Origin of the sequence: Stenotrophomonas geniculata ATCC 19374 = JCM 13324, assembly GCF_001431625.1 — a bacterium.
GTDB classification, from domain to species: domain Bacteria; phylum Pseudomonadota; class Gammaproteobacteria; order Xanthomonadales; family Xanthomonadaceae; genus Stenotrophomonas; species Stenotrophomonas geniculata.
Genome location: NZ_LLXT01000086.1, coordinates 1 through 11,653, shown reverse-complemented (window position 1 = coordinate 11,653; position 11,653 = coordinate 1). Strand labels below are relative to the sequence as shown.

At 57.7% G+C, this 11,653-nt stretch carries 9 protein-coding genes; 7 read left to right on the top strand and 2 right to left on the bottom strand.

The window, feature by feature from the left end:
- Positions 1-17: 17 nt before the first annotated feature.
- The 6 genes from ARC63_RS23135 (at position 18) to ARC63_RS05960 (ending at position 6,677) form a co-directional block, all read left to right on the top strand.
- Positions 18-257: a hypothetical protein gene (locus ARC63_RS23135; RefSeq protein ID WP_126412177.1), complete on the top strand. Its 240-nt coding sequence runs from the start codon at positions 18-20 to the stop codon at positions 255-257.
- A gap of 720 nt (positions 258-977) precedes the next feature.
- Positions 978-1,301, top strand: a complete 324-nt coding sequence (locus tag ARC63_RS05980; protein ID WP_024956858.1) for a hypothetical protein — start codon at positions 978-980, stop codon at positions 1,299-1,301.
- A 375-nt stretch (positions 1,302-1,676) separates the two neighbouring features.
- Positions 1,677-2,393 (top strand): hypothetical protein, encoded by a 717-nt coding sequence (locus ARC63_RS05975; RefSeq protein ID WP_049401583.1) that lies wholly within the window; start codon positions 1,677-1,679, stop codon positions 2,391-2,393.
- Positions 2,386-4,236 (top strand): hypothetical protein, encoded by a 1,851-nt coding sequence (locus ARC63_RS05970; protein WP_024956856.1) that lies wholly within the window; start codon positions 2,386-2,388, stop codon positions 4,234-4,236. The genes ARC63_RS05975 and ARC63_RS05970 overlap by 8 nt, the downstream gene beginning before the upstream one ends.
- Positions 4,237-4,258: 22 nt before the next feature.
- Positions 4,259-5,305: an ATP-binding protein gene (locus tag ARC63_RS05965; RefSeq protein ID WP_158003723.1), complete on the top strand. Its 1,047-nt coding sequence runs from the start codon at positions 4,259-4,261 to the stop codon at positions 5,303-5,305.
- A gap of 826 nt (positions 5,306-6,131) precedes the next feature.
- A complete protein-coding gene (locus tag ARC63_RS05960) occupies positions 6,132-6,677 on the top strand; it encodes a hypothetical protein (protein WP_126412179.1) in 546 nt (181 codons plus the stop codon).
- A gap of 599 nt (positions 6,678-7,276) precedes the next feature.
- Here ARC63_RS05960 and ARC63_RS23130 read toward each other — a convergent pair.
- A complete protein-coding gene (locus tag ARC63_RS23130) occupies positions 7,277-8,059 on the bottom strand; it encodes a DUF4145 domain-containing protein (RefSeq protein ID WP_139042388.1) in 783 nt (260 codons plus the stop codon).
- A 379-nt stretch (positions 8,060-8,438) separates the two neighbouring features.
- Positions 8,439-9,548 carry a DUF4062 domain-containing protein gene (locus ARC63_RS05945; RefSeq protein ID WP_082587819.1) on the bottom strand — a complete coding sequence of 370 codons (1,110 nt, stop codon included), beginning with the start codon at positions 9,546-9,548 and terminating at the stop codon, positions 8,439-8,441.
- Between the two features lie 992 nt (positions 9,549-10,540).
- On the opposite strand from ARC63_RS05945, the gene ARC63_RS05940 reads away from it, so the two are divergent.
- The gene (locus tag ARC63_RS05940) at positions 10,541-11,296 is read left to right on the top strand and encodes a tetratricopeptide repeat protein (protein ID WP_057502808.1); all 756 of its coding nucleotides are present in this window, start codon (positions 10,541-10,543) and stop codon (positions 11,294-11,296) included.
- Positions 11,297-11,653 lie beyond the last annotated feature (357 nt).

The following is an 11,653-nucleotide window of genomic DNA, read 5'->3' as shown; positions in this document are numbered from 1 at the left end:
AAGCGCAAAGACGGAGCATGCTGCTGATTGCGGACTACCCGCAAGAGCGGGTGACGCATGCCTGGGAGATAGTCGAACCCGCTGTCTTCAAGCTCAAGTACGAGGCGGGAGAGAACCTCATGCTGCAGGAGCAAGCGGCGTCGCGACGATGCAATCCGAACACCCCGGCACCCTGTGAAAGGAAGCACGAAATGGCTGAAGTACCAGAACAGCTCTTCGGCAATAAGCTGGATGGGACTATCCTGCCCCACCAGTAGCAGGCAATCGTGCAGTGCACGCCCCAAGGCAAAGCAGTCATGCCGTCTGCCCTGCTCATGGGCGACCCTCAACATCACCACTAGTGCCGCCAGGCTATCCAGAGTGCCCAGCCCGCACAAGCCCTCGGTGATCTCTCGTAACCGACGGTCTCGGCGGACAAACATGCCGGCTCGCAAGCTCGCTCCGCTGAACACTTCCAGTTGCACAGGTGCACTGAGCGACATGAGTATTGATTCTCCACAACCGCCAAGTGCCTCGTGGACATTCAGAGCGGCCCAGACCGGTGAACATAGAACCATGCGGGAGCCGGGATAGCGCGCCTCGGCTGCTGCCTGCGTCGCCTGGGACGGGACGTGTTCCGCATGGGCATATTTCACCCACACATTGGAGTGGCAGCCGGGACGCTCCGGGGATATCGACTGTCCGAGCGCGTATGCGCTGGATAGGCCCATTCGGCTTCGCAAGCATTCAAACCACAATCCGACACTGAGTGATCGCAGGCAGTACGGCACGGCTCGGTTGGCGGGAAGTATGCTCGTGCTTGCACGCATGCGGGCAAGTCGCGCCTCGCCGTAAAAGGGTATCTCTTTGAGCGCCATGGCCGTGCCCCTCCCCATTCACCTTTGATGGGTAACGAAACGCGAGTTTGTTACTCCTTCCACCATCCGTATTAGAGGGGCAGAATCAGGAGGACACAAGCGACGGGGTGTGACCACGCCATGACGGAGCGGACCAACGAATCAATCCTGGCCCCGGAACGCCGTGAGATCGAAAGAGAATTGACCTTTCATTTCGGGCCTCTCATCGGCTATGAAAACTTGCCGCGAGCTCTTGGCTATCGCTCCAGCCACGCGCTCCGCCAAGCAGAGGCACGCGGAACCTTGCCCGTGAAGATATTCAAAGTGCCCGGCCGCCGCGGCAAATTTGCCTTTGCGATGGACATCGCCGACTGGATGGTTGGGCTGAGGGCCGCAATCAGTCCGCCGGCAGTATCTGGCACCCCGCAAGATGAAGCGGCTGCTCTGAAGCCCAACCAGGAATGACGCCCCACAACCCAAACTCAAGGGGCCGGGCTTGTAGCGTTTCAAGAACAGACTCAAGACGTCCCCGAAGATGCGCTCGCCGAGCGCCGAGGAGAGTACCAAGAGCCGGAAACTAACATCTCCGAACCCTGGAAATGACTTGCCCCCGTTGGCGCGGGGGCAAGTGACATCTGTTGGAGCAGATGGTGGTGAAACTCAGCCTGTACCCTGAGGCTCACCCTTTTCCTTGACAAAGTCAAGCGACTTCCCGTTCGCGCGGAGGGGTGCGCCCATTTCCTCCCCATCTCATATGGCGGAGGCGAACCTGAATGGGCACCTTGTTCCAATCTCGAGACCGGGCAGACGTTCGCAAGCCGACGGCTGAGGAGCAGGATGATGACCGCAGGAAAAAGCGCGACCGCCAAACCGACGGACGAAGACCGCCGTGAGGGGCATCTGCCCCATTCCCCTCTCGAGCTAGCACGCGGCAAGCGCGACCGCCGCGAAATCTTTGTATTTCAGTCCCCGAAGAATGGGCGGACCGTAACGGTGGCCGACCTGGTCAACTTTTGCCAGGCGCTGATGCTCGAATTTGACCCCCAGGTGGAGATGTATGTTGAGAGGCCGCGTCGAATCACGGTAGGCGAGAAGCGCGACCTTGAGTTGAGCTTCTGGGTCGGGCGGAGGGATGGCACCCAGCACTACCAGTTTGTAATCCCTACAAAACGGGTGGCTTCACTGAGCGTTGGCTTAGTCAAGCTTCCCGCAGATGACGAGCTCATCCACATGGCCTTGAATCAAGGGCTCGTATTGCGACTTGTCCACGAAAACTCTCTGGCATCTCGCGCCAGCGAGGTCGCTGTTGCCTACGAACTACTTCCGCTTGTCTGGGCCAATGCAAAGATCGCGGGGGCCAGGCAGTTGGAAGTGAGGATTGAGGACATGCTCCAGAACGTTGAGCGCCTCACCATGAGCGCATTACAACTGCAGACGGGCCAGGCCCGGTTCGCAGTGGCTTGCGCAGTGGCAAGCCTCGTCTACACCGGCCGCGTACAACTCGTGGACTATCGCCCAGGGGATCCGGATGCCCTCGTGGAGGTGCGTCATGGCTAGGTACGAAATCTATGATCAGGCGACACTCGACGAGTGGTACTCCCCACATCCGGTTGATATTGCACCAGATCATCTCTCCAAGTTCCGCGTGGCCAAGGAAGCACTCACCGCCTTGCTTCTGGGCCGTTCCACCATCACCGCTATATCCCGGAGATATGGAATCTGCCACAAACGCCTGAAGCGCATGGCAATGAAAGCGCCCACGATAGCCCACGATGGCATGCCGCACGGATTTCGCGTATGCATTCCATGGGGCAGTTACTCGACTGAGCTTTCCTTCGAACCCGCGGAATTGCCGCTGGTTCCAGGAAGATTTGCGTGGCACAAAGTCTCCGAAGCTGTGCCGAGTGTTAAAGCCTTGATCGATGGCTTTGCAACCCATCTGCCGCCGGGCCGCCCTCCAAGCGCGTTCGTAAAATTGCACCAACGAGTCCTTGCGGAGCTGAAGCAGCACAACCTGGAGGACAAATTCCCCCTGAACGATCCTGGCAAGGGGAAGCGCTCGCTGCTTGCTTTGCTCAAGCGGCGGCAGTCGGCAGTAGCCGACGTGGACCTTTATGAACCTCAATCGGCATCGAACGCTCCTGTCGCTTTGGAGCAAGCAGTACGGATGGGCCTGTTCGCCAGAACGGAGTTTGACGCGCACCAAATCGATGTTGAATGCAAGATCTCCATCGATATGCCCAATGGCGCGCGTGTTACGCGCAAAGTGTCACGGCTATGGCTTCTCATCGAAATAGAGACTGAATCCAGGGCGGTAACGGGATGGCTTCTCTGTGTCGGCCAGAGCTATGACAATCTTGATGTAGCGCTCTGCTTGTCCAAGTCAATGGAACCCTGGGCTCCCAGGGACCTGACGATCCCGGACCTCTTCTACGCACCTGGCGCTGGAATGCCCGTCTATCAGGCAGCAACGCCGATAGTCACGCGCTCGGCCGCTGTCGCACTGGACAACTTCCTTGCGCACTCGGCCCATGCACTCGAAGCAGCATTCTGCAGGGCTCGGGGAGGTGTGATGATCTTCGGAAAGTCGCACACACCGCGCTCACGACCCATTGTAGAGCAATTCTTCTCGCGCTTGGAACGTGGTGCGCTGCGTAAGATCCCCGGCGGTTTTGAGCCCGCCAAACGGCTGGGGGAAAACAAGATCAGGATCAGCAACTTCTCTCCGGATGCCCATCCCATCCAGATGCACCTTCTCGAGGAGCTCCTGGACGTCATCATAGCCAACTACAACGCGACGCCTCACTCCGCACTCGGACAGATGACGCCGCTAGCGTATCTCACGAATCGCAAAGAGTCAGCGTTTGCGTTTGCGCCGGAAACCTGTGGCCTGGATGCTGCAGATATGGCTTCGACAATCGTAAGCCTGCCCGTAAAAGGCAACAAGGATAATGGGGAGTTGCCCCATGTCACCTACTTGTATGCGGACTACCGATCCCCTTCCCTTAACGATAAATGGGGACTGATTGGCACCAGGATTCTTGCGCGCGTGAATAGGCGCGATCTTCGTTCAATCGTGCTACTTCAAAGTGCCACCGTGCCATTCGGAGTGGCTACCGCGCGAGCGCCTTGGTCGCGCGCGCCGCATGACGAGAGGACGCGAAGGATCATCTGTCGTTGGTCCAAACAGCGCAGTGATTTCTCAATCGCTGGCGTGGAGTGTGCAATTGAAGCCTTCATAGCGCATCTTCGATCTACTGCAGACACGTCCCAACCCGCAGTCGACCAACTTGCGCGCTTGCAGCAGTTGCACTTCGGCCGTCTGCCCGACATTCGGTCCCAGCCAGCTCACATCCCGGTAAGAGTCCCCCGGGGAGGCAAGGTGAATCTTGATGACTAGATCGGACCTTGCGGAGGCCATCATGGCCGTCCGTCGCCTTGACCCCGACCATCCACTTTTCATTGAGTCTGGCTACCGTATCAACACGAAGCCTGTCGAACGCATGGCGGATTTCGTTCTGTACAACATTCAGCAGGGTCATCATGGGTGCTCTCTTTACTCAGAGAGCGGGGTTGGCAAATCCACGGCGCAAGACTATCTAGTCGAAACCGACTGGCGCTGGCTCGTGGAGGACGGACGCCGCGCAGGTGTGGCCAGGGCAATCGTCGCAACCTCAGATGCATGCAGGAGCCCGCTGAGCTTCTGGCACGCGCTTTCACATCAACTGGGAATGCCGCGCTGGTCATCGGCCAGGCCTCACGAGCTGAGGGCACGAATACACAATCACATGCGCGCCGCGTGTGGGCACGCCGACGTACGCAGGTACGTATTGTTCATCGACAGTGCTCAACGGCTCACCAATCTTGAGTTTCAGTGCTTAGAAGATCTTGATAACTTGATGAGCAAGGACAGGCTTACTCTCTTTTTGGTCTTTGTGTACCAAAGTGACCAGCAGGGCATCGAGCTTGGCGACATGTGGCAGCACCATCCGTCACATGTTGTTCGCCGGTGGTTTCTGGACTCAGCCCCATTTCTTCCTCTTGCGGCGCGAGATGAGGTCAGGCATGCCCTGTCGCGCTACGACGGCGCAGCATGGTGGCCGACAGAGGACATGCCATTTTCTAGATACTTCGCCACCGACGCATTTGATCGCGGATGGCGGCTGGAATCTGAAACGGAGATGATTTGCGATGCTGTGTCCGCCCTCCGGAGGGAGGTGGGACTTCCCGAACATAGTGGCTGGCCGATGTGCTCCTTCACATCGACCGTGCGGAATCTGCTAACGAACGCTTGGTTTCAGCAGAGTTTCGAACGCTTCACTCCATCTGACGTCCGTGCTGCGCTTGTGCATGTCGGGTACCTGCGAACCGAGTTCATTCGCATGCGCGAGAAGATGTCCGACAAGGCAATCGCCATCATTGAGAAGATACAGAATACGGCAAACCAGGTAGCGGGAAGCAATGAATAGCTCTCGCGCCGTAAATCCTTCTACGCCTCGGATTGTCGGCGCAGAGCATGAGTTCTATCCATACATATCGGGCTACGGCGTGCTGCAGCGGATCGTTGCACTGGGCATGCCAACAAGTGAGCAACTCATGATCATGGGGGTGAGGCGTAAGACTGGGCGCTCCATGCTCCGCCCTTTGCTTCTGCCGGGCCGGGTGCAGGATACTTTTGCGTCAGCCATCGAAGTCCGTGACGTCACAACGAAGAATCTATGGAATCCGGCCGCGTGGCTTCCAGTTCAATCACTTCGACTTCTCGCGGGTAGTGAGCTTCCATATATGCGGTGCCCCGCATGCGCACTTCACGGCTACCATTGTTCACTATTTCTCCTTCCTTCCATCTCTGCGTGCCCTTGGCATGGCGAGAAGCTCATCAGCCACTGCGAGGCATGCGGAAGGACGCTGGGCACCAGTTTTGACCACTCCGGTGGTCTCGGGACTTGTACTTGTGGATTTCAGCCAATCGACGCCCACACAGCGCTACTGGACGTCAGGCAATTTCCCGCTCGTGAAGTGTCGCAGTGGGTGGATGACTACCTTCATTGGGCATCACGCCAGCGGGCAGGCCGAGTGATTCACTTCCCCAGTGATGCGCAAAGCTGGCCTTCAGCTCTGGCGCGCCTGATTGATAGAACGACTCCTATGCCGCCCGTCCACCAGGACGATGGCAATGCTCACGTAAGGTATGAGGCTTTCCAGCCATCCGCTGACGATCCGGAGCCAGGGGCGTTCTGGGGCTGGGCAATGATTGGCGGCAACTCGGGCCTCATGTGCGCTCCGCTCCCATTGATGGCCTACGATGCTTTGACGCGGGCCACTGCAGCGGCATGCGCCAGGGTCGGACTTGAAGGCCTATCTGTCCTGAGCTTCCGCTCAACGCACTACGACACCCAAGGACCCACTGAGGTAGAGCGGCACGAGTCGTTCCTAGCTCCCTATGGTGTTTCTGCCAGCGGCGCGACTTGGCTCAATCTCTCGGTTGTCGACCCGATGGTAACGTTAGCGTGCGGCACAGCGCTGGAGCTGGCCGCTGCGGCCTTTGGTATCGCGAACGACAAGCCGGATAGGTCCCCTTCCGTAATCGTCGCTTCGGTATTGGACAGCATTAAGGGAAGATCCGCCTTGGTCGACGCGCTTGTGTGGGTTCTGGCAACCGCTTATGAGGAAGGCTTGGCGTTGACGCTTGCAAGGGTGTTCAAGCTGAATCCGAAGGATGTACTGCCTTCAGGTGGGTATCCGGTCATCGAGCTTCAGGGTTCCGCCCGTTCCTTGAGAGAAGTCCGGGTCGCCTGGGTGACACCTCGAAAAACAGCTAGAATCCAGCAGAAATCCTAAGGCAGGCAGTTCTTAGCAATTTTTGCCATCATTGGGGCAACGGCACTGTCTCGTGCCGGACTGCGAACGGCAGTAGCCTTCATGCGAGTACGCAACACAAGGGGAGGCTTTGCCGCCGCGTGGGCTAATTGGCAATTCTAATGAACCCCCGGCAGTCGTGGGCGTGTTTTATGGGCTTCCGGAACTGTTGGGCGTTATTTATGTACTTCTGGAAATGCCGGGCGTCTTTGGTGAACTTCCGGGAATATCGGGCATCTTTGGTGGACTTCCGGAAATATCGGGCATCTTTGGTGGACGGAAGCTGCCAGGAAGAGGCTAAGCTCACCCCATCCATATCTTCTAAAATCAATGCGTTAGAGGCCGGGCGTTTTCGGTGCGGCAGACAAAGGCCTCGACCACGGCGAAATCCAGCGTGATCTACCTAGCCGAAGCGCTCAGAATTCGCCGAGAACGACGGTTCGGCGTGCGTGATCCCGACCCCGACGCCGAGGCGTCCAATGTGGTCTAGTCCAATGTGGTCTACATGAGTCGTGGGCCGAAACCGTATCAGCGCGTGTGAGGCGTTGTTCGTAGGGGCGCCGCCCCTACTCCCGCCCCGACTAAGCTTGTTGGTGACGCGCCGCGCGCCGTTCGGCTGCCCCTTGAAGTCGCGCCTTTCGCGTGTAGTGGGACTCCAGAAGCTCGATGGTGAAGTCGAGTAGGTCGTCTGCGTCGGCTTGGGACAACGTGCCTCTGTGAGCTCCGTCGTTTCCATCATCCTTGATGCAGGCGGACAGCTCGTGAAGCTCCGGCAAAATTCGGTTCTCATCGTAGAGCCACTGAAGAAGCAGGCCCAGAGATCGCTTTGTTCTGGCGTCTGGCTGTTTATCCCTGTTGGCATTGACAAGGTCAGTGGCAACGAAGTCAACGCACAATCGAAACATGGTGCCTGCGGCATTGATACAGCCAACCGCAAGACATGTCGCGCCCTCCTGGAATGCGGCCTTCACCTTTTCGGGCAGGTGCTCTGGTGGCGCAACTCCGGCAGCGTCCTTGCAGCTTACATGCCCGTCTACCTTCATAATATGGTTGAGGCAAACTGGTACGCCACCAGAAACTGCTTCGTCCTCATCCTTACTATCTACTTCCGAGCTTTTGAGAACAAGGATGCTCATCAGGCTACATTTTCGGCAGACGGCTGAAGCCTCATATATCTTTTGCCAACGATAGGCGATTCCAACCTTGTGAATCGAGTGGACATCAAAAGTAATCTGATTCGCCCGGCAGCGCGGGCAGTTATAGACAGCCTCGACAGATCTCAACATGCTTCCCTCAAGCTCTTTTGTAGGTCTGCAATTCTCTGTTTCGCTCGGAATTTTCATCGGAAGCGCGTTGGCGGACAACCTGCAATCCGCCCTCCGGGGTGGCGAAAGTTGTTCCTCCAATGCATCCGGATCGAATCTCTATAGCCGTTGCAGAGGCGTGGGGGCATGTTAACCGATGGGTTTCTCGACGTGACACGCCGCAGCACTCAGAAGCTGGCCGGATATGGCGGCGCCTCGGGGAATGTACCCAGTGGGCGTTTACCAACTGGGATCAGGGTGCTCCCGTTCGCCGCGGCGGTGGTCGGCTGTGTCTTGCTCGCGCTCGTCACAGGCGACCCCGCCGCAGCCCTTATGCGCTCGGTGGTCGAATTCGCCGACAGCAGTACGCCGAACTTTGTCCGTTTCACGGGCCGGCCCATAGTGGCTTAGATTTGAGCGCACAGCAGTAGGCATCATGTTAATGAGGCCTGGCCTTTCGAGGTTTGCTAGAAGATGCCTTGGGTTCTGCCGGCTTGCGCGCTGCCGGGGGTTTGCGCGCCACGATTTCCTCAGGCGCCTTCCTAGTCAACTTTCTAGGGCTGCGAATCTGCTCTCGAATCGCATCGAGGTCTGCCTCAGGAAATGGGGGCAAGTCAAGGAATAGACGTGCCTCATTTAGCTGCGAAAAGGCCTTACCCATGCCCAGGCACGAGGGCCCTCCCTTCGGAAAGAGAACCTCGACAAACCTCGAATACTTATCGCTCTGCCGTAATGCACTGCGAATGGACTCCAGGTCGACGCCATGCGCGACATTTATATGTTTGACGTAACCAAAACTCAACAGCTCTGCGTCGCGCCTTGCCTCCACCAAGCGTGCGTTTTCCTGCTTAATCATTTCAAGAGCATCAGGCTTCTTCGGAGATACACTCTCGACAATTTGCTCCAGGTACCTTTTCAAGGTCTCTGTGGTTTGTCCAAGCTCTTCGATCTTCGTGCTAAGATCATGAATTTGCTGGGCGGCCGATAGGCGGTGTATGAATTCCTGAAACAGGCCGGCCCACTGCTCGCGAAGCCAGTTTTCGATCTCCGCATATCGAGAGAACAGTTTTATCGGGTTGTTTTGCTTCCTTTGCCGAATCTCTTCAATCAGGATGAAGACGTTTATCGAATCGACATGTGCGTACTGTATGTCTTTACTGCTTTTGTTTTTCAAATAAGTCTGGTATTCAGCATCAACGGCAGAATCGATAAGAATGTAGATAGGAATATTGCGCTCTAGCGCATTGATGTACTCATATTTCGTAACTGATTCGTATCGATCAAAGAACTCTCTTTGATTGCCTTCGCTGGTTCGCGAGCTACTTACTTCAGATCCATAACGCCCGCCAATGATGAGCACATACACATCACTGTTCCGGGCCTCGCGGGAGCAAGACTCATCCAATGGCGAGTCTGGTGAGTAGGCGATATTGTCCTTCTCGGCCAGTACGGGCTCATAGCCCATGCTCTCGATAAAATTTTCCAGTGATGACCGAAGGTGCTTTAAGTCATAGTACGTAGAGCTTACAAAAACGCGAGGCCTGGCCATAAATCTCCCTTGTTTGCATAGCGACAGACCGCCGGGTCCGGTTGTGAGGCTTCTCAATGGGCGGTCGTTCTATGAACCATGTCCCTGATGAAGCGAAATAATAGGATGGATGGACTTCGCCAGCAAGAATTTTAGGCGTGGATGCGAGCTTTTCGCCGCTCAAAAGTCCAGGTCTAACGAAAAACGGAGGCCCGAGTTGTGTCATTACACGTCATTAAGTGCGTAGTTCTGAAGTCCCGGGGTGATCAAGCGACTTCATGTTCCCTCAGTGGCGGAGTTTCATCGAGCTGCTTGGAGGCCGCCAGTCAGAAAAATCGTCCTTCTCATACCCCCAGCAAGTCATCCTTATAGCCACAAGACAGGTAATTCATAGGCATTTCTAGAGCGCTTCAGTCGCCGGGCTCTCTCGATCTACAGAGAACTGCCCCCCTTCCGAATAATCCCCCTCCCAACCTCACTCACAGGCGCAGGCGCAGCAGTCTTCCTCGCCTGATCCCAGAGTGCGCAGCTGTAACCAAGCCACCCAATCAGATTCAGAGCACTCTGCTGCGTGCCCATCGACATGCACGATCACATTGTACTTGCTACTTCCAGATGAAATCGCCCTGGCACGTTCGAAACCCAGCCAACTCGAAGCAATCGAGACATAAGCCAGCATCACTAGGGCGTAGATCAGCCAGGGAGAGCCCTTGACGGTCGATAGAACAATCGGTGAATGGCGCACGGCCAGGGCGCGAACGCTAGCTAGAAGTATCCCTATCAGAAAGCGCCGAGCCCCATCCCGCAACGTCGGCCATCCTTGGCGTCTTCTGCATACGTACGTTGTATCCCACTTCCATCGATGCAGCTCCGCCACATAGTGACATGCAGCGCTCCGCCTCGCAGAATCCAACCCAATTAACGTGACGCGTCACACCCAGCCGCCACACCCCATTGGCGCCCTACCCCTCCCCCACTATAGTGCCAACCCTCACAAGGACGAGGCGGCGCACATGCCCTATATCGGAATCGGACTCCACGTACTGGCAGCCATCTACTTCGCGGTGCACGCCATCCGCTCGGGCCAGAGCCTCTACTGGCTTATCCTGCTCTTCTCGTTCCCGCTGCTCGGCAGCGTCGTCTACTTCCTGGCGATCTACTTTCCGGAAGCCCGCCATTCGCGCGGCGCCCGGCAGGTCGTCCGTTCCGCCAAGCAGCTCATGGACCCGGGCCAGGACCTTCGCAACGCCCGTACCGAACTGGCGCGCACGCCCACCGTGCAGAATCGGGTTCGCCTGGGCATGACGCTGCTGGATGCCGGCCAGGCCGAGGAAGCCAGGACCCTGCTTGAACAGGCAGCCAGCTCGCCGCTGGGCGACGATCCCTACATCCTGACCGGCCTTGCCCGTGCCCGCCTCGAGTCCGGGCACGCGGCGCTTGCGGTGGAGGCGCTGGACGGCCTGTTCGCACGCCACCCGGACGTGCGCCGCAAGCCGGAACAGACCCTGCTGTACGCGCAGGCATTGGCAACCGCCCAAGCCCCCGGCGCCCGCGCCGCGTTCGAGCGCGCCGTGGAATGCGGGAACGATGCGGCCGCTCGCTGCCTCTACGCCGAATGGCTGATGGCACAGCCGCAGCCCGACGATCGTGAGCAGGCCCGCACCTTGTTCGCCAGCATCATCGACGATGCCCAGCATTGGTCGCGCCATGCACGGAGCCACAATGCCGCATGGCTGGAGCGAACCAAGGCGGCGCTGAAGGGTTACTGACGCCAGGCAGCCTTTGGCAATTCTGTCGTATCCGCCTCGTTCACGACCTCGCCGGGCGGATGCCGACACTCTGCCGGCTTGCACCACTGACACCGACGACAGCCTTGCAGCACAAGGCTCCCGCCTCATTGCGCCGCATGCAACGATTCTGAAAATGTTGAATGTGGTGACGGCATCGGCCTTACTGCATTGGCATCGCGCACAGCCGGGCGTATTCCTTTCCGTGCCACCGAGAACAGGTGGCCGGGATTCGAAACCCCGGTTCTACGCTGAAGTAAACGCTTGCCAGCCGGCATCACCCCTCAGGTGGTGCCGGCTGGCAATCCGTCGGCCGGCTATGGCGGGCGGTGCGCGGAG